The 17,324-nt window shown below is 71.1% G+C and carries 14 protein-coding genes and 2 pseudogenes; 10 read left to right on the forward strand and 6 right to left on the reverse strand.

Annotation, left to right across the window (positions count from 1 at the left end; translation table 11 throughout):
* Positions 1-17: 17 nt before the first annotated feature.
* The 6 genes and pseudogenes from ACH5AO_RS14320 to ACH5AO_RS14345 all read left to right on the forward strand — a co-directional run bounded on the left by ACH5AO_RS14320 (position 18) and on the right by ACH5AO_RS14345 (position 5,683).
* Positions 18-461 carry a glutaredoxin domain-containing protein gene (locus ACH5AO_RS14320; RefSeq protein WP_398924549.1) on the forward strand — a complete coding sequence of 148 codons (444 nt, stop codon included), beginning with the start codon at positions 18-20 and terminating at the stop codon, positions 459-461.
* A gap of 171 nt (positions 462-632) precedes the next feature.
* Positions 633-1,655 carry a LacI family DNA-binding transcriptional regulator gene (locus ACH5AO_RS14325; RefSeq protein WP_398924550.1) on the forward strand — a complete coding sequence of 341 codons (1,023 nt, stop codon included), beginning with the start codon at positions 633-635 and terminating at the stop codon, positions 1,653-1,655.
* A gap of 274 nt (positions 1,656-1,929) precedes the next feature.
* A complete protein-coding gene (locus ACH5AO_RS14330) occupies positions 1,930-3,060 on the forward strand; it encodes a cellulose binding domain-containing protein (protein ID WP_398924551.1) in 1,131 nt (376 codons plus the stop codon).
* Between the two features lie 185 nt (positions 3,061-3,245).
* Positions 3,246-4,328 (forward strand): lytic polysaccharide monooxygenase, encoded by a 1,083-nt coding sequence (locus ACH5AO_RS14335; protein WP_398924552.1) that lies wholly within the window; start codon positions 3,246-3,248, stop codon positions 4,326-4,328.
* Between the two features lie 70 nt (positions 4,329-4,398).
* A pseudogene (locus ACH5AO_RS14340) lies at positions 4,399-4,485 on the forward strand (ATP-dependent endonuclease); the annotation flags it as partial.
* 148 nt (positions 4,486-4,633) lie between these two features.
* Positions 4,634-5,683, forward strand: coding sequence for an LLM class flavin-dependent oxidoreductase (locus ACH5AO_RS14345; protein ID WP_398924553.1), 1,050 nt, complete (start codon positions 4,634-4,636; stop codon positions 5,681-5,683).
* Positions 5,684-6,024: 341 nt separating this feature from the next.
* Here the strand turns inward: ACH5AO_RS14345 and ACH5AO_RS14350 are convergent, their stop codons facing one another.
* The 3 genes and pseudogenes from ACH5AO_RS14350 to ACH5AO_RS14360 all read right to left on the reverse strand — a co-directional run.
* Entirely contained in the window at positions 6,025-6,558 is a 534-nt protein-coding gene (locus ACH5AO_RS14350; RefSeq protein ID WP_398924554.1) for a GNAT family N-acetyltransferase, read from the reverse strand.
* Positions 6,559-7,005: 447 nt separating this feature from the next.
* On the reverse strand, positions 7,006-7,866 hold the full coding sequence (locus ACH5AO_RS14355; protein ID WP_398924555.1) for a family 16 glycosylhydrolase: 861 nt from the start codon (positions 7,864-7,866) through the stop codon (positions 7,006-7,008).
* A 114-nt stretch (positions 7,867-7,980) separates the two neighbouring features.
* Positions 7,981-8,172: pseudogene (locus tag ACH5AO_RS14360) on the reverse strand (formylglycine-generating enzyme family protein); the annotation flags it as partial.
* Between the two features lie 123 nt (positions 8,173-8,295).
* Here ACH5AO_RS14360 and ACH5AO_RS14365 point away from each other — a divergent pair.
* A complete protein-coding gene (locus tag ACH5AO_RS14365; RefSeq protein WP_398924556.1) occupies positions 8,296-9,834 on the forward strand; it encodes an MFS transporter in 1,539 nt (512 codons plus the stop codon).
* A 21-nt stretch (positions 9,835-9,855) separates the two neighbouring features.
* On the opposite strand, the gene ACH5AO_RS14370 is transcribed toward ACH5AO_RS14365, so the two are convergent.
* Together ACH5AO_RS14370 and ACH5AO_RS14375 are read right to left on the reverse strand one after the other, a co-directional pair.
* A complete protein-coding gene (locus ACH5AO_RS14370) occupies positions 9,856-10,719 on the reverse strand; it encodes an endonuclease/exonuclease/phosphatase family protein (protein WP_398924557.1) in 864 nt (287 codons plus the stop codon).
* Positions 10,720-11,187: 468 nt separating this feature from the next.
* Entirely contained in the window at positions 11,188-12,699 is a 1,512-nt protein-coding gene (locus tag ACH5AO_RS14375) for a PTS transporter subunit EIIC (protein ID WP_398924558.1), read from the reverse strand.
* 276 nt (positions 12,700-12,975) lie between these two features.
* Between ACH5AO_RS14375 and ACH5AO_RS14380 the strand changes: the two genes are divergently transcribed.
* The 3 genes from ACH5AO_RS14380 (at position 12,976) to ACH5AO_RS14390 (ending at position 16,793) form a co-directional block, all read left to right on the forward strand.
* Positions 12,976-13,449, forward strand: a complete 474-nt coding sequence (locus ACH5AO_RS14380; protein WP_398924724.1) for a carboxymuconolactone decarboxylase family protein — start codon at positions 12,976-12,978, stop codon at positions 13,447-13,449.
* 502 nt (positions 13,450-13,951) lie between these two features.
* Positions 13,952-15,154: a globin domain-containing protein gene (locus tag ACH5AO_RS14385; RefSeq protein WP_398924559.1), complete on the forward strand. Its 1,203-nt coding sequence runs from the start codon at positions 13,952-13,954 to the stop codon at positions 15,152-15,154.
* A 427-nt stretch (positions 15,155-15,581) separates the two neighbouring features.
* Positions 15,582-16,793 (forward strand): serine hydrolase domain-containing protein, encoded by a 1,212-nt coding sequence (locus ACH5AO_RS14390; RefSeq protein ID WP_398924561.1) that lies wholly within the window; start codon positions 15,582-15,584, stop codon positions 16,791-16,793.
* Between the two features lie 60 nt (positions 16,794-16,853).
* On the opposite strand, the gene ACH5AO_RS14395 is transcribed toward ACH5AO_RS14390, so the two are convergent.
* On the reverse strand, positions 16,854-17,318 hold the full coding sequence (locus tag ACH5AO_RS14395) for a hemerythrin domain-containing protein (RefSeq protein ID WP_398924562.1): 465 nt from the start codon (positions 17,316-17,318) through the stop codon (positions 16,854-16,856).
* Positions 17,319-17,324: the final 6 nt, after the last annotated feature.

A 17,324-nucleotide genomic window follows, 5' to 3' on the forward strand; every position in this document is an offset into this window, starting at 1 on the left:
CGATAGCCTGCGTCCCCATGATGCGTGTCTGGGTCCTCCCGATGTTCTTGGTGCTCTGCGGCTCGGTCGTCGCGACCGGGCTGGTCCTCGCCGGCCGTCCCGGTGCGGCCGCGGCGCTTCTGCTGGTGCTGCCGGCGTTCGCGGCCATGAACTCGCCCCTCGTCTTCCCGAGGTCGATCGGCGCTGTGGAGGCACGACGCCGCAGCGCGGCCGACGGCCGGCCGGTCGTCTTCTGGCGGCCCGGCTGCACGTACTGCCTGCGGCTGCGCATCCGACTGGGCCGCGCCGCCGGGCAGTTGCACTGGGTGAACATCTGGCGTGACCCGGACGGGGCGGCGGCGGTGAGGGCGGCCAGCGACGGCGACGAGACCGTGCCGACGGTCGTCGTCGAGGGGCGGCCGCACGTCAACCCGGATCCCGCGTGGGTCCGCGGGCGGCTCTCCCCTCCGTCCGCGCCGTAGGAAGCCGGAGCGGCACCGGATCCGGTGGTGCCCGCTCCTCTCCCCAGGCCGGCCGGGAGGCGGGTGCCGCTGTCCGGGACCGGTCGCCGTCCGGGTGCGAAGCGTGTGCCGGGAACGGCCGCTCCCGGCACCCGGTGGCCGTAAGATCTAGTCGTCTCGTGGGGGGTGGTCATGCGCAGGCAGCGTCCCGGTACACCAACACTGGAGGAAGTGGCCGCGCTCGCCGGTGTGGGGCGGGGCACCGTCTCCCGCGTCATCAACGACGCGGCGGGCGTGAAGGAGTCGACGCGCCGTGCCGTGCAGCGCGCCATCGCCGAGCTGGGGTACGTCCCCAATCTGGCGGCCCGTTCGCTGGCGGGCCGGCGTGCCGACGCCGTCGCGCTGGTCATGACGGAGCCGGACTGGCGGCAGTTCGGTGAGCCGTTCTTCTCTGAGATCGTCCGCTCCGTCGGCGACGCGCTGACCGACACCAAGGTGCAGTTGCTGCTCACCCTGGTCCGCACGGACGCCGAACGGCAGCGCCTCGTGGAGTACGCGCGCGGCGGCCGGGTCGACGGCGTGATGCTGATGTCCGTGCACGCCGAGGACGCGTTGCCCGACATGCTGGCCGACGTGGGGCTGCCCACCGTCCTGCTGGGGCGGCGCTCGGGCGAGGAGAGCGTGACCTACGTCGACGCGGACAACACCGGGGGCGCCCGCGGCGCGGTGGCGCACCTGCTGGGCCTCGGACGCCGCTCGATCGCGACCATCACCGGGCCGCTCGACATGTACGTGGCCCAGTGCCGGCTGCGCGGTTACCACGAGGCGCTGGAACGGGCGGGCGTCGAGAGCAGAACGGCCTGGACCGTCGAGGGGGACTTCTCGGCGGACAGCGGGCGCCGGGCGATGGCCGAACTCATCGAGCGGACCCCGGAGATCGACGGTGTGTTCGCCGCGTCGGACACCATGGCCGCGGGCGCGCTGGACGCCCTGCACGCGGCGGGACGCCGGGTGCCGGAGGACGTCGCGGTGATCGGGTTCGACGACTTCCCGCTCGCCCAGCACACCGATCCGAAGCTGACGACGGTGCGCCAGCCGCTGGAGGAGATCGGCCGGACGATGGTGCGGCTGCTCCTGGAGGAGATGGAGGAGCCGGAGGTGGCCTGGCGGCACGTCATCCTCCGTACGGAACTGGTGCTGCGCGACTCCGCCTGAACCGCCCTTCCCCTTCCCCCTCGGCCGCCTCACGGGACACGGCGTCATCGAATGTTTCGGGAGCGCTCCCGAGACGGACACCCTTTATGGATCACCTCGCTGACCTGCGGCTTCGAAATGAATTCGACAGTTTCCCGCGCACAGCCTTGTCAGGGACATGTGTAGCTCCTACAGTCCCTTTCCGAAACACCAATGGGAGCGCTCCCATCAATGGGGAGGCGGGAGCGCTCCCGCCCCGGTCGTCCCCCCGCACCCTCTTGGAGAGGCCCCCCACATGCGACGGTTACCGCACCACACCCGGGCCCCGCGCGGCCTGTTCGCGACGCTCCTCACCGCTCTCGCCGTGGTCGCCGCGCTGGTGACCGGGGCGGCGCCGGCCCAGGCCGACACCACGATCTGCGAACAGTACGGATCGACCACCGTCCAGGGGCGCTACGTCGTCCAGAACAACCGCTGGGGCACCAGCGCCACCCAGTGCGTCACCGCCACGGACACCGGTTTCCGCGTTGCCCAGGCCGACGGCTCGGTGCCGACCGACGGGGCCCCGAAGTCGTACCCGTCGATCTTCAACGGCTGTCACTACACCAACTGTTCGCCGGGAACCGCCCTCCCCGCGCGGATCAGCACGATCTCCAGCGCACCCAGCAGCATCTCGTACGGCTACGTCGGCGACGCCGTGTACAACGCCTCGTACGACATCTGGCTGGACCCTACGCCCCGGACCGACGGCGTGAACCGGACCGAGATCATGATCTGGCTGAACAAGGTGGGCCCGATCCAGCCGATCGGCTCCCAGGTCGGCACGGCCGGCGTGGCCGGGCGCACCTGGCAGGTGTGGTCGGGCGGCAACGGCTCCAACGACGTGATCTCGTTCGTCGCGCCGTCGGCGGTCAGCAGCTTCAGCTTCGACGTCATGGACTTCGTCCGGGAGACCGTCGCGCGCGGAATGGCGCGCAACGACTGGTACCTGACGAGCGTCCAGGCGGGTTTCGAGCCCTGGCGGAACGGGGCGGGACTCGCGGTGAACTCCTTCTCCTCCACGGTCCACACCGGCTCGGAAGGCCCCGGTGAGGAGCCCGGCGGCCCGGCGGCGTGCGCGGTGTCGTACGCCACGAACGTCTGGCAGGGCGGCTTCACCGCGAACGTCACCGTGAGGAACACCGGTCCGTCCGCCGTCGACGGCTGGAAGCTCGCCTTCACCCTGCCCTCCGGGCAGCGCGTCACCCACGCCTGGAACGCGTCCGTCAGCCCCTCCTCGGGCTCGGTCACGGCGAGCGGGCTCGACGGCAACACGCGGATCGCGTCCGGCGGCAGCCAGAGCTTCGGCTTCCAGGGAAGCTACAGCGGCACCTTCACCCAGCCGAACGGCTTCAGCCTGAACGGCACCGCCTGCACGGTCTCCTGACGCGACCGGCGGACCGCGCGCCCGCCGCGTCCCCCGATCCGGGGCCCGTTCTTCCTCCCTGCGCCGACAGGGGGCCCCGGATCCCCCCGAACCCCCGCCCGCCCGGTCGACGCCCCTCCCGGGACGGGCGGGGCCTCCATCTCCCGCACCTGTCCGCCCCATCCACCACCGGCACAGGAGATCACATGGCCCCAAGACGGAGATTCGTCTCCTTGGCAGCAGTACTGGCCACCCTCCTCGGAGGGCTCGGCCTGAGCTTCCTCTGGCAGGACGACGCAGAGGCGCACGGCGTGGCGATGATGCCCGGATCACGCACCTACCTCTGTCAGCTGGACGCCGTCACCGGCACCGGCGGGCTGGACCCGACCAACCCGGCGTGCCGGAACGCGCTGAACCAGAGCGGCGCGTCGGCGCTGTACAACTGGTTCGCCGTCCTCGACTCCAAGGCGGGGGGACGGGGCGCCGGCTACGTCCCGGACGGCACGCTCTGCAGCGCGGGCGACCGCTCCCCGTACGACTTCTCCGCCTACAACGCGGCCCGCGCGGACTGGCCCCGGACGCATCTGACGTCCGGAGCGACGATCAAGGTGAAGTACAGCAACTGGGCCGCGCACCCCGGTGACTTCCGGGTCTACCTCACCAAGCCCGGCTGGTCTCCCACCTCTCAGCTGGGCTGGGACGACCTGGAGCTCATCCAGACCGTCACCAACCCGCCCCAGCAGGGCTCACCGGGCACCAACGGCGGCCACTACCACTGGGACCTGAAGCTTCCCTCCGGGCGCTCCGGCGACGCGCTGATCTTCATGCAGTGGGTGCGTTCGGACAGCCAGGAGAACTTCTTCTCCTGCTCCGACGTCGTCTTCGACGGCGGCAACGGCGAGGTGACCGGCATCGGCGACTCCGGCGGCACGCCGGACCCGGACCCGACGGAGCCGGACCCGACGGATCCCCCGCACACCGGCTCCTGCATGGCCGTCTACAACGTGGTGAACTCCTGGGACGGCGGTTTCCAGGGCTCGGTCGAGGTGATGAACCACGGGACGTCACCGCTCGACGGCTGGGCCGTGCAGTGGAAGCCCGGTTCCGGGACCACGATCGGCAGTGCGTGGAACGGCTCCCTGAGCAAGGGGTCCGACGGCACGGTGACGGTACGGAACGTCGATCACAACCGTGTGATCAACCCTGACGGAAGTGTGACGTTCGGCTTCACGGCCACGTCGTCGGGCAACGACTTCCCGGCGGGAACGATCGGCTGCGTGACGCCGTAGCCGGCCTCGACGGGCGGCACCGGCGGAAAATTCCTGCCGGTGCCGCCCGGAAAGGGCCGGGACTCCTCCCATGACCGACAGGGAGTCGTTCCGCGACGCGGTCACCGCGTGGGCGGCCGGTGGTCCCGGCGATCCCGCGCGCGAGTCGGCCGCGCGGCACCTCACCGGCGCCGGATGTGAAGCGGATGTGAACCTCGTTCGCCGGAAGAGCGCGATGGCGCGCGCACACCCTGGCCAGGTACCGGACCGGCCTGGACACTGGGCGGGTCGGTGACCGATCGGCCGAGGCCGGGGAGGACGCGCCCATGAGGTTCGGCTACGCCCTGTTACCCGACTACCCGCTGCAGGACTCGCCGGCGTCCATCAGACTCGCCGACGAGTTGGGCTTCCACGCCTGTTACGCCGCGGACGAGACCTGGCACAAGGACCTGTGGCTGTTGTTCGCCGCGGCCGCCGGCCAGACCCGCACCATCCGCCTGGGGCCCAGCGTCTCCCCCGTCACCCTGCGCGAGCCGACGCTGATCGCACAGGCCCTGGCCACGCTCGACGAACTCTCCGGCGGGCGCGCCGAGGCCGTGCTGTCCAGCGGCAACTTCGGCCTCCTGGCGCAGTACGGCATCGACTGGACCCGTACCCGGCCCCTGTCCCGCGTCAAGGAGGCGCTGCACGTGGTGCGGACGCTGCTGGACGAGGGCACCATCACCCACCGCGGCGAGTTCTACTCCTACGACGGGCTGTTCACCTTCGCCCGCCCGGTCCAGCGGCACGTCCCCCTGAAGCTCGGGGCGATGCGGGGGCCCAGGTCCTTCGAGGCGGCCGGTGAACTGTCCGACGGATGCCACCACGCGCTGAGTTACACCGCGGAGGCCTACGAGTACGCGGTCCGCCACATCAGGGCCGGTGCGGAACGGGCGGGCAAGGACTGGCGCTCCCTCGACATCGGTGCCTGGGTGGTGTTCGCCACCGGGCCCGACTCCCGGGCGGCGAAGGAAGCGGCCCGCAGCATGGTGGGCATCTACGCCTCCTCCATGCCCGAGGAGCAACTGCGCCGCAACGGTGTGGAACCCGCCGAGCTGAAACCGGTGATCGAGGCGATCGGCGCCGGTGATCTGGCACGAGGCATCGAACTCACCACACCGGAGGTCGCCGAGCGGCTGTCCGTCGCGGGCACGCCGGCCGAGTGCGCGGAGAAGATCCGCACCCAGATCGCACCCAGCGGCGTGAACCACGTCATCTGCGCCCTCACCGACCGGCGGCTGGTGCGGGCCTTCACCGGCCGGGACATAAACGATGTGGCGGACGCCGACGACCAACTGCGCCTGATACACGAGGAGATCATGCCGGTGCTGGCATGAGGCGGGGCGGCACGGGCTCCCGGACCAGGATCTGTCGCGAAAGTGGATCTTGTTCGGTGATGATCACGTGTTGTGGGACGTGGGGATCCGACGAACGGCCAGTGGGCCCGGCGTGAGCCTCTCAGGACTCCGACCACGCCCCCCACCACAGCAGGCCACCACCGTGCGCAGACACTGTTGGCGTTCTTTGAAAACGGCTCTGTCCCCGGTTCCGTGAAGGCGCAGGTCAGTGACAGGGAGGGACCGTTCCCTTCCTGGGTGTCCGTGCCGCCGCGGTCAATGCGTTCAGGGGCGCGGGGACAGCAGTCGGCTGTCTTGTGATGATCGACGGTCGGGCCGGTTCATGCCTGGAACTCGGTGAGGTCGATGGCGTGAACGCGCAGTGGGTAGCCGTACACCGGGTGGGTCGTCTCCCGCTCGGGCGCCATGCCGAGCTTACGAATGACGTTCTCGGAGGCGTTGTCCCCCACCCGGCTGATGCTGATGACACGGTCCAGGCCGCGGTCCTGGAGTGCGAACTCCAGTGTGGCGTGCGCGGCTTCGGACGCGTATCCCTGGCCCCAGAACGGTGAGCCGAGCCGCCAGCTGATCGCCACGGCGGGCATCACCTCCGGCAGGAACTCGGGCACGGACAGTCCCGTGAAGCCGATCAGTTCGCCCGAGGCCAGCAGCTCGACGGCGAAGAGTCCGAAGCCCTCCTCGTCCCACTCCTCCTCCCACCGTTCGATGTCCTCGGCCGTACGGTCCAGGTCGCGCACCGATCCGTCGTCGATCCAGCGCATGACCCGCGGGTCCGCGTTGATGTCCGCCATCGGCGCGAGGTCGTCGTCGTACCAGCCACGGAGGAGGAGACGGGGTGTGCGGATCTCGGTCATGTACCCATCCTGCCGAAGACAAGCACCGCATCGGTAATCCGGCACCCGCCCGCCCTGCCGCTCCGGAACCCCAACGTGTCAAGCCCTTCACCCCGACCAGCGGGTCGACTGGATGCACGCCCGCCACCCCTGACCACAGGGGGTGTCCGATCAACGGCTCTGTCACATTCGGTGGTAACGCATCGTGCAAGGCCGAGCACCTCTGCCTTGCAGAGAGTAAAGATGGCGCTTTGACCTCGATGTTCCAGGGCGAACGGCATGACGCCGGGGCACCGGCCCTGTCGCGTCGAACTCCCACGACCAGACGTCGAGCGACCGGCCGGATTCCGGGGAAGGTCAGCTGCGCGGCACCGACCTGCGGGTTCGTGGCCGATGCCCTGTCCGTCACCGTCGCGCCTTACCGTCACCACCGAATGTGGGACAGAGCCGCTCACCGTACAGACCCTTTCAGGCATGGCCCTCGCCGTAGAAGCGGACGTAGTCGACGGTCATCGTCGCGGGGGACGGCGTCGAGGTGTCGGGCGGGCCCGGCCAGTCGCCTCCGACGGCGACGTTGAGCAGCAGGTGCATCTCCTGTTCGAAGACCCAGTCGCGCGGTGAGGGGAGCTTCGACGGGGTCAGGGTGAAGTACGGCTTTCCGTCGACGGACCAGGTGATGCGGTGCGGCTGCTTGTCGACTGCGTAGGTGTGGAAGGCCGCCGAGGCGTCGGCGGCCAGGGTGGCGGCTTCGCCGATCCCGTCCTCGTTGTAGTAGGTCGGTCCATGGGCGGTGCCGTACACCGTCCGCGGTTCTCCTCCGACCACCTCGCAGATGTCGATCTCACCCTGCCCGGGCCATTCGACTCCGTTGTCGCCCAGCATCCAGATCGCGGGCAGCAGTCCCGTGCCCGTGGGCAGCTTCGCGCGGATCTCCGCCCGTCCACGGGTCAGTGCGACCTTTCCCTCCGTGGTCAGGCGGGCCGACGTCCAGGGACAGGACTCCTCGGTGAAGCACGGGAGTTCCACCCCCGGTGGAGCCTGACGCGCCGAGACCTCGAGGTGCCCCTCGCCGTCGAGGGCGGAGTTGGCCGCGTCGTCCGTGTAGTACTGCAACTCGTTGTTGCCCCACCCCTCGGCCTCCCGGTTCCCCGTCTCGGTGTTCCAGGACCTCTCCGAGGGGCGGGTTCCCGCCGCTCCGTCGAATTCGGCCTGCCAGAAGGGCTTCCCCCCGACCGGCACCGGGCGGTGCGTCTCCGTCGGAGCCGTTCCGCAGGCGCCCAGCAACCCTCCCAGGGCCAGTACGAGTGCCAGGTTGGTCCGTCGGTTCACCACGCTGCTCCTGAACGAGCCCTCACCGGAAAAGTGCACATCGCACGAACCTTACAAAGGACCCCGCCCCGCCCGGCCGGGCGGGGCGATGACGCAGCTGTGACAGACCCGAACTCAGTGGTCGTTGGCACAGCGGAAGCCCAGGTTGGCCGAGGACGACTCCGGGGTGTTGGAGGAGCGGGCCGCGACCCGGTAGCGGTTGCAGTAGGAGTCGTGGCAGAGGTACGAGCCGCCGCGCAGGACCCGTGCGGTTCCGGTGTCCGGGCCGCGCGGGTCCTGTGGGGCGGAGTGGGCGTAGTAGGTGGGAAGATGACCGCGTCCTTGGCTCCCAGCACCCGGGCCGGGTCCGGACCCTTGGTGTGATCGAGTGGTGGACGCCCGGACGCACGCGTACGGTCGAACGGTGGACTCCCGAAAGGGCGACCCGGCATGACCAGAAGCAGTCCGCGATCGGCCTCCGCAGCGCAGCACGCCGCCCGGGACACCGGCGGCGGGGGAAACACGATGGCGCTGCTGGTCATCGCGTCGTGTCAGCTGATGGTGGTGCTGGACATCACCATCGTGAACATCGCGCTGCCGCAGATCCAGCGCTCCCTGGACTTCTCCACCACCAGCCTGTCGTGGGTGGTCAACGCCTACACCCTCACCTTCGGCGGTCTGCTGCTGCTCGGTGGCCGGACCGGCGACATCCTCGGCAGACGGCGCGTCTTCATCGCCGGCGTGCTGCTCTTCGTCCTGGCCTCGCTGCTCGGCGGACTGGCACAGAACTCCGGTCAACTCCTCTGCGCCCGCGCCCTCCAGGGCATCGGAGGGGCCATCGCGTCACCGACGTCCCTCGCCCTGATCAGCACGACCTTCCGCGAAGGGCCGGAACGCAACCGGGCGTTCGGGGTCTTCGCCGCGGTGTCGGCGGGCGGCGGTGCCATCGGGCTGCTCGCCGGCGGGGTGCTCGTCGAGTGGCTGAACTGGCGGTGGGTGCTCTTCGTCAACGTCCCGATCGGCCTGCTCATCGCCCTCGCCGCACCGCGCTGGATCAGGGAGTCCGAGCGCCACCCGGGCCGCTTCGACCTCACCGGCGCGCTGACCTCCACGGCGGGCATGGTGCTGCTGGTCTACGGGTTCATCAGAGCCGCGCAGAACGGCTGGCGGGACGCGCTCACGCTGGCGTCGTTCGCCGCGGCGGTCGTCGTCCTCGCGGGCTTCGTCCTGGTCGAGCGGAGGTCCCGGCAGCCGATCACCCCGCTGCACATGTTCGCCGACCGCAACCGTGCGGGCACGTACGGCATCATGCTGTGCCTGGCCGCGGCGATGTTCGGCATGTTCTTCTTCCTGACGCTCTTCGTGCAGGACGTGCTGGACTTCAGTCCCCTGCGGGCCGGACTCGCCTTCCTGCCGGTCAGCGCGGTCATCGCGGTCGGCGCCGGACTGGCCTCACGGTTCCTGCCCGTGTACGGGCCCAAACCCTTCATGGTCGGGGGTGGTGTGCTCGCGGCGGCGGGCCTGGGCTGGCTGACGCTGACCGATGTCCACTCCACCTACGCGGGCAGCGTCCTCGGGCCGATGCTGGTCTTCAGCCTCGGCATGGGCATGGAGTTCGTATCGCTGACGCTGATGGCACTGTCGGACGTGCCCGTGCGGGAGAGCGGCGCGGCCTCCGGCCTTCTCAACGCCACCCAGCAGGTCGGCGGTTCGCTCGGTCTGTCCATCCTGGTCACGGTGTTCGGTACGGCGAGCGGCAACGAGGCGGAGAAACAGGTTCAGCTCTTCCTGCGGCAGGCGACCCCCGCCGAGCGCCTGCGCTTCCGGAGCACCGGGGAGCTGCCACCGCCCTGGGCCGACGAGGTCCTCACCTCCGGTGTCTCGGCAGCCTTCGTCATGGCGGCGATCTTCGCCGTGCTCGCCGCGCTGATCGCCATGGCGGCCATTCAGGTCCGCCCCTCCGACCTGCGACGCCTCCAGGGCGGGTGAGCGGGCCCGCCGGTGGCCGGTTCAGCGGCCGCGCCCGCGGACCTCCAGGTCCGTGACCACGGGCCGGTGGTCCGACGCCTCCGTCGCCACCGTACGGGCACCGGTCACGCGGATGCCGGGCGAGACGGTGATGAGGTCGATGCGCTTGACCGGGTCGGTCGCCGGATACGTCCCGCCGGCGTCGGGGGCGGTGTCCCGCAGCCGTTCCCACAGCGGCGCCAACTCGGGGGCGCTCGCCTCGGCGTTGAAGTCGCCGACCAGGACCTTCGGTCCGCGGTCGGCGGCCAGGACGCCGAGCATGTCCGCCACCTGGGCCTCGCGGACCGATGGGTCGGCCCGGTAGTCCAGGTGCGTGGTGTAGACGTGCACGCGCGCGCCCCGCACACCGACCACGACTTCGGCGAAGCCGGGCGCCGGGGCCGGCACCGGATCGGGGGTCTGCGTGGAGAGCCGGGTGATCTCGTGGTTCTCGGCTTCGAGCACCGGGTGGCGGCTGAGCACGGCGACGCCGTACTGCCGGCGCTCACCGCCCTCGCCGGCCGGGTCCAGGTCGTAGATCGGTGCGAAGAACACCCGCATGTCCAGCTTCTCGGCCAGTGCGCGTGCCTCGTCGGTGAAGTCGCTGCGGGCGCCCCAGTGGACGTCGACCTCCTGGAGGCCGATCACGTCGGCGCGCAGGTCGCGCAGGGCCGCCGCGGTGCGGTCCAGGTCAAAGACCTGGTCCTGGCCGGCCCCGGCGTGGATGTTGTACGTCGCCACCCGCAGCGGCACCACGGGGGCGTGCGGTCCGGGGGCGCCGACGGCCGTGGCCGGCGCGGCCGTGGCCAGCAGGGCGGCGGCGAGCGCGGTGGCGGCACGGCCGGCGCGTCGGGATCTGGGCTTCACGCCTTCTCCAGGTCGGGTGGGGGGAGGACCGGCACGGTGCGTTCCGCCGGGGCTCCCGCCGGTCGCCGCAGCACCGTACCGCCGCCGTCGGTGACGGGGGGGACGGAACCGACGGACTCGTCGGGGACCGGGCGCCCGCCGGGACCGCCGGGCCGACGGCCCGTCAGGATCCCTCCGTGCGCCGCCGTGGACGCCCGCCCGTCGCCCGCCCCGAACCGGTTTCCCCCGCGGTCGCCGCCCGGCCGCCGGGGGAAGGCACCGGGTGGACGGCCGTGCTCGTCTCCGTCGGCGAGAACGCCGTGGCCCTGCTGTCCGTCGAGGTGTCGGCGGACGGGATCGACCGGATCACATGGGTGATGAACCCGGCCGAGTCGTCCCCCTACGTGGCATCCCCGAGCGGCAGAACCACTCCCCTGAACGGGCTCCGGGCAACGGCCGCCCGGTGTCGCACACGTGGGACCCGGCCGGTCATCCGGCCGTCCGGGCCCCGCGCTCCGCGGGAGCGGCCCGGCCCTCCGGCGGAGCGGCGGGCGCCACGTCGAGTTCCGTGAGCATGGCCCTCGTGAAGCCGAAGCAGTAGGTGGCGATGAAGCCCGTCACGTAACCGACGATCAGACCCGCGGCGTAGACGGCGACCGTCCGCGCCGGACCGTGGCCGCCGTCGAGGAGGGGGAACAGCGCCCACCCCGAGGGGCCGATCGCGGTCGAACCAACGTCCGTGCCCAGCTGGTTGAAGAGACCGACGAACGCGCCGCCGAAGGCCCCGCCCGCGCAGGCGGTGACGAACGGACGTCCCAGAGGGAGGGACACGCCGTAGATGAGGGGCTCGCCGACGCCGAGGAACCCGGGCCAGAGCGCGGACTTGACGGTCGACCGGATCGAGGTGTTGTGCGGCAGCCGGCAGTAGACCGCGATCGCCGCACCGACCTGTCCCGCGCCCGCCATCGCGAGGATCGGCAGCAGGACGGTGAAGCCCGCGCCCTCGATGAGGGTCGTGTGGATGGGGATCAGGGCCTGGTGCAGGCCCAGCATGACCAGCGGCAGGAAGAGGCCCCCGAGGAGGAACCCGGCGCCCGCGCCACCGTGGGACAGCAGCCAGTCGGCGGCGTCACCGATCCAGGTGGACACCGCACCGGCGAGGAACATCAGTCCGAACAGGGTCGTCAGTCCGGCCACGAGTACGGTGACGGTCGGCGTCACCAGGACGTCGACCGCCTCGGGGACCCGGCGCCGGCACCACTTCTCCACGTACGCGCCGAGCCACGCGGCGCCCAGAGCACCGAGCACGCCGCCCTGCCCCGGTGCGAGGTGCCGGCCGAACGCCTCGACGTCCGCCACTCCCGCGTAGACGATGACCGACGCGACGGCACCACCGAGGATCGGCGTGCCGCCGAACTCCTTGGCCGTGTTGTGGCCGACGAAGACGGCGATCAGCGCCATGAACCCGGACGCCACGGCGGCCAGGGCCGGGGTGACTCCCGGCAGCCAGCGCAGGTTGACCAGCAGGCCGTTCAGGCCGGCGATGATGCCGCAGCCGATGAGCGCGGGGATCAGCGGCACGAAGATGTTCGCGATCCGGCGCAGGAACAGCTTGAACGGTGTCGCGTTCCTCGCCTTCCGTTCCGCCCTGAGCGCCGCTCCCTGTGCGGCGAGCGCCTCGGCCGTCGCGGGGGCGTCCCCGCGGTCCGGGGCGGGGGACGCCGTCGCGGCCCCGGCCCGCTCCGCCTCGACCAGGGCCTCGAACTCCGGGGTGACGCGCGCCACCGCTCCCGGCCCCAGCACGATCTGGTAGGTGTCGTCCTCGACGACACCCATGACCGCGGGAAGTGCCTTGAGCCGCTCGTCCTGTACGAGGGACCGGTCGCGCAGCCCCAGCCTGAGACGGGTCATGCAGTGGGCCACCGACGTCACGTTCCGCGCGCCTCCGACCAGGGGGAGGAGGGCGGCAGCGGTGGCGTGGTGCTTGTTCTCTTCGCTCATGGTGCGGTCATGCCTTGCTGTGAGGGGGCCTGCGCGTCTTCGAAATTTCCTTCCCGCTTCTCGTTCGAAGCTGAAAGATATTTTCAGCACCATGGGCCGTCAAGCGTCCGGGAGCGGCGGGCCGCACAGGGACCGTCCGCGCACCACCCGCAGCCGAGCCGACCGGACCACACGAACACCGACCATGTGACGCACGTCATGTCGAATTGCTGTCACAAGAAGCCGCACCGTCCAGTCATGAAGGTGCAACCGCACTACGAAGAACGGATCCCCACCATGGACGCTCGCATCAACCTCTTCGGCAACGCGCTCGCCGGCAAGGTTCTCAAGCACATCAACTCGGCGAACAAGGTGGTGCACGACTCGGTCCTGCCGGTCACGACCCAGGAACTGGTGAAGATCCGCGCCAGCCAGATCAACGGCTGCGGCTTCTGCACCGACATGCACACCAAGGACGCCACCGCCGCGGGCGAGACCCAGCAGCGCCTCAACCTGGTCGCCGCGTGGCGTGAGGCCAAGGTCTTCACCGAGGCCGAGCGCGCCGCCCTGGAGCTGGCCGAGCAGGGCACCCGCATCGCGGACGCCGCCGGTGGCGTCACGGACGAGGCCTGGGCGAACGCCGCGAAGCACTTCGACGAGGACGAGCTCGCCGCGCTGGTCTCCCTGATCGCGATCATCAACGCCTACAACCGCATCAACGTCATCATCCAGCAGCCCGCCGGCGACTACCAGCCCGGCCAGTTCGGCTGAGGCACCCGCCTCGCCCGCCGGCGCCCTCCCCCGCGGCAGGAGAACGGTGCGAGCCGCCGGGTGCGGAAGCCGGTCGCCAAGGCCCGCACCGACCGCCTCGTCGAGCAGTGCCGCGGCTGCCCCACCGAGTCGGGACAGCCGCGGCCGCCCACCCACCGGAGGGCGCCGGGTGGGCCACAGGGCGCACAGGGGGCCGCCGCGCCGGTTCCTCCTCGTCGGCCGGTTCGAGCACGGGCTCGCCCGCTCACCGCGCCCGTCGGCCCCGCGCGCATGTCCTGCGTGATCGTCCGACGCCGTGCCGCACCTTCCGCAGGCGCCCATGACCGTTCCTCGGCACCGACCGCTCCGGCCCCGTCCGCGTCACGGACGGGGCCGGAGCGGTGCGCGCGGGGAGAGTCGCGCAGATCACACGCCCTTAAATAGGTATCTGAGATACCAATTAACTAGCATGCGATTGCGCGCGATCCACGCAGCACATCAGTGCCGATCAAGGAGCCAGAAGATGCTCTCCACCCAGTCGATCCCGGTCGTCCGGGCCACGCTGCCCGCCGTCGGGGCCTCCCTCGGCAGCATCACCGAGCTGTTCTACCGCCGGATGTTCGAGGAGCGTCCGGATCTGCTGCGCAGCCTGTTCAACCGCGCGAACCAGGCCAACGGCGCCCAGCGCGAGGCCCTCGCCGGCGCCGTCGCGGCCTTCGCCACCACGCTGGTGGAGCGGCCCGGTGAGCGTCCCGACGCCGTCCTCGGGCGCATCGCCCACAAGCACGCCTCGCTCGGCATCACGTCCGACCAGTACACGCTCGTGGGACGGCATCTGATGGGGGCCGTCGGCGAGGTCCTCGGGGACGCCGTGACCCCCGAGGTCGCGGCCGCCTGGGACGAGGTGTACTGGCTCATGGCCAACGCGCTGATCGCCCTGGAGGCACGGCTGTACGCCGGCGCGGGGGTCGAGGACGGCGCCGTCTGGCAGGACATGGAGATCGCCGAGCGCACCGAGGAGTCCGTCGACGCCGCCTCCTTCGAGCTGCGCCGCCCCGACGGCGACCCCACCGGGCCGTTCTCCCCCGGCCAGTACGTCAGCGTCCAGGTCGAACTCCCCGACGAGGCGAAGCAGATACGCCAGTACAGCCTCTCCACCGCCCCCGGCCGCAAGACCTGGCGGATCACCGTGAAGCGGGAGCGCTCCGCCGACGGCCGGGCGCCCGAGGGAGAGGTGTCCTCCTGGCTCCACGCCCACGCCCGCCCCGGTGACATCGTGCGGGTCTCCCTGCCCTTCGGCGACCTCGTGCTCCCCGAGGGCGACAGCCCGCTGCTGCTCGCCTCCGCCGGCATCGGCGTCACGCCCATGCTGTCGATGCTCGACCACCTGGCCGACACCTCGGCCGAGCGCCACGTCACCGTCCTGCACGCCGACCGCTCCCCCGCCCACCACGCGCACCGCCTGGAGATGGAGGAACTCGTCGGCCGGCTTCCGAACGCCGAGCTGCACGTGTGGTACGAGACGCCCGAGGAGCCGGTGGCGCCCCACGTCCACGAGGGCCGGGCCGACGTGACCCGGCTGTCGCTGCGGGAGGGCGTCAGCGCGTTCCTGTGCGGCCCGCTGCCCTTCATGCAGGCCGTCCGCGGTGACCTGCTCACCCGGGGGATCGGCCCGAAGGACATCCACTACGAGGTGTTCGGTCCCGACCTCTGGCTCAGCAAGTAGCACCGGACAGGGGGCTGACCGTCACTCGGACGGTCAGCCCCCGTCGTCATCTTCGCCGACGCGGACGGGCGAAGGAGTACGGCCGGTTCACCGAGCGGACCCTCGACCGCTTCGCCACGGTGGGGGCGTCGACGTGCGGGTCCGCGACGTGGCGGCGGCCCCCGGCCGGGACACCGGCAGCGGAGCCGCCGTCGCTCCTCGACGGGGCGGGCCACCCGGCGCGTCCGGGGCGTCCGTCCGGGGCGTCCGGAGGAACTCCACGCCGCGGTGACCGGGGTTCCCGGCGGGCGACCGGAGGTGCACTACGATGCCCCCGGTACCGCCCCGGCCGCCGGTGACTTCTCCGACTTCCGTATCACAAAGGCGAGTTGAGTCGATCCGGAGCCGCGGGCGTCCTCCGATTCCCCCACCATCAAGAAAGATGCGGATGCGGATCAAAGACGTGAGTCTGCTGCTCGCCGGCTCCACCCTGATCGTCACCCTGGGGGCCTCTCCGGCCCTCGCGGACAGTTCCTCCCTGCCCGCCCCCGACCTCACCGCCGTGCGCACCGTGCACGACACGGCCCTCTCGCAGGGCGCCCCGGGAGCGCTCACCCGGATCGACGAGGGCTTCACCACCTACCGCGTCGCCACCGGGGAGGCCGACACCGGCGCCCACACGGCGATGGACACCGGCCGCCGGTTCCGCGTGGGCAGCGTCAGCAAGACCTTCACCTCGGTGGTGCTGCTGCAACTCGCCGCCGAGGGACGCGTCGACCTCGACACCCCGGCCAACCACTACCTGCCAGAACCGCTGCTCGACGACCGCATCACCGTGCGGCACCTGCTCAGCCACCGCAGCGGTCTGTACGACTACACCAACGACATGTTCTACAACACCGTCCCGGGTTTCGAGGCGGTCCGGAACAAGGTCTTCAGCTACCAGGAGCTCATCAGCCTGTCCACCGCGCGCCCCCTGAACAACACGCCGGGCGCCGCCTACAGTTACTCCAACACCAACTTCGTCGTGCTGGGGCAGATGATCGAGCACCTCACCGGCACCCCGGTCGCCACCCAGTACCAGCGGCGCATCTTCGCTCCCCTGCGGCTGCGGAACACCTCGTACGTCCATCCGCGGACGACCCTCTCCGGCTCCTACGCCCGCGGTTACCTCCGCCCGGACGACACCACGCTGCCGCTGGTCGACTCCACCGAACAGACCGTCTCCTGGGCCCAGTCCGCGGGCGCGGTCATCTCCGACGCGAAGGACCTCAACCGCTTCTTCTCCGCGCTGCTGTCCGGCAGGCTCCTGCCCGCCGAGCAGTTGGAGGAGATGACCGCCGTGGTCCCGGTCACCGCGGACGGAAAGCAGTCCTACGGACTGGGCCTCAGGGCACGGAAGCTCTCCTGCGGCACCACCGTCTACGGCCACACCGGAACCGTCCAGGGCTACTACACCTACGCCTTCACCACCAGTGACGGTGCCCGCAGCATGACCTCCCTGGCGAACACCTCCAACAACGGAACCGTGAACGCCACCCTCGGCGCCACGCTGGACGCCTCCTTCTGTGGCTCCGGTAAGGCCGCCGCCGCGTCCAAGTCCGCCGCCCCGGCCCGCGGTTACACCGAGGACATCGCTCCCCAGGTCACCCGCGACTGACCCGGCCGCCCGCGCCCGTACCCCGGCCGGACGGCTGTCCGGCCGGGGTACGGGCGCGTCTCAGCCCGCCGGCTGTTCCATGCGCGAACCGACGCGGGCGCGCACCGCCTCGACCGCCTCCCACTGCTCGGTGGACAGCACCGCCAGCGCGGCCGGGAAGACACCGTCCTGCTCCTTGAGGATGTGCTCGCGCAGCAGGCCGAGCGCCTCCAGCAGCCGGTCCGGCCAGGTGACGTCCCGCGGCGTGCCGGCCGCGGCCTCCTCCAGCACGGCCTCGATGCGGCGGTGCTCCGCCTCGAGCGCGGCCATCTGCTCGGGGAACTCGTCGGCGAGGGCGGGGAACGGCCCGTGCTCCTCGACCTGGGTGTGGGGCTCCAGCACGGAGCCGATCCGCCGGGCCAGCCGGTCGGTGTCACCGGCGCGGTGGGCGTCCCGGACCCGGCTGATCAGCTCCACCACCGCGTCGTGCTCGCGGGTGAGGTCGTCGATCGCCGTCAGGGACTGGCAGCCGCAGTACTCGCACATGGTGTG

Origin of the sequence: Streptomyces sp. NPDC018964 (genome assembly GCF_044390325.1) — a bacterium.
GTDB lineage: Bacteria > Actinomycetota > Actinomycetes > Streptomycetales > Streptomycetaceae > Streptomyces.

What these genes read in the sequence shown, in the direction of transcription:
- ACH5AO_RS14330 (WP_398924551.1), top strand. Translation starts at nt 1,930, where the DNA reads ATGCGACGGTTACCGCACCACACCCGGGCCCCGCGCGGCCTGTTCGCG.
- ACH5AO_RS14395 (WP_398924562.1), bottom strand. Translation starts at nt 17,318, where the DNA reads ATGTGCGAGTACTGCGGCTGCCAGTCCCTGACGGCGATCGACGACCTC.
- ACH5AO_RS14375 (WP_398924558.1), bottom strand. Translation starts at nt 12,699, where the DNA reads ATGAGCGAAGAGAACAAGCACCACGCCACCGCTGCCGCCCTCCTCCCC.
- ACH5AO_RS14325 (WP_398924550.1), top strand. Translation starts at nt 633, where the DNA reads ATGCGCAGGCAGCGTCCCGGTACACCAACACTGGAGGAAGTGGCCGCG.
- ACH5AO_RS14380 (WP_398924724.1), top strand. Translation starts at nt 12,976, where the DNA reads ATGGACGCTCGCATCAACCTCTTCGGCAACGCGCTCGCCGGCAAGGTT.
- ACH5AO_RS14350 (WP_398924554.1), bottom strand. Translation starts at nt 6,558, where the DNA reads ATGACCGAGATCCGCACACCCCGTCTCCTCCTCCGTGGCTGGTACGAC.
- ACH5AO_RS14385 (WP_398924559.1), top strand. Translation starts at nt 13,952, where the DNA reads ATGCTCTCCACCCAGTCGATCCCGGTCGTCCGGGCCACGCTGCCCGCC.
- ACH5AO_RS14335 (WP_398924552.1), top strand. Translation starts at nt 3,246, where the DNA reads ATGGCCCCAAGACGGAGATTCGTCTCCTTGGCAGCAGTACTGGCCACC.
- ACH5AO_RS14390 (WP_398924561.1), top strand. Translation starts at nt 15,582, where the DNA reads ATGCGGATCAAAGACGTGAGTCTGCTGCTCGCCGGCTCCACCCTGATC.
- ACH5AO_RS14320 (WP_398924549.1), top strand. Translation starts at nt 18, where the DNA reads ATGATGCGTGTCTGGGTCCTCCCGATGTTCTTGGTGCTCTGCGGCTCG.
- ACH5AO_RS14345 (WP_398924553.1), top strand. Translation starts at nt 4,634, where the DNA reads ATGAGGTTCGGCTACGCCCTGTTACCCGACTACCCGCTGCAGGACTCG.
- ACH5AO_RS14365 (WP_398924556.1), top strand. Translation starts at nt 8,296, where the DNA reads ATGACCAGAAGCAGTCCGCGATCGGCCTCCGCAGCGCAGCACGCCGCC.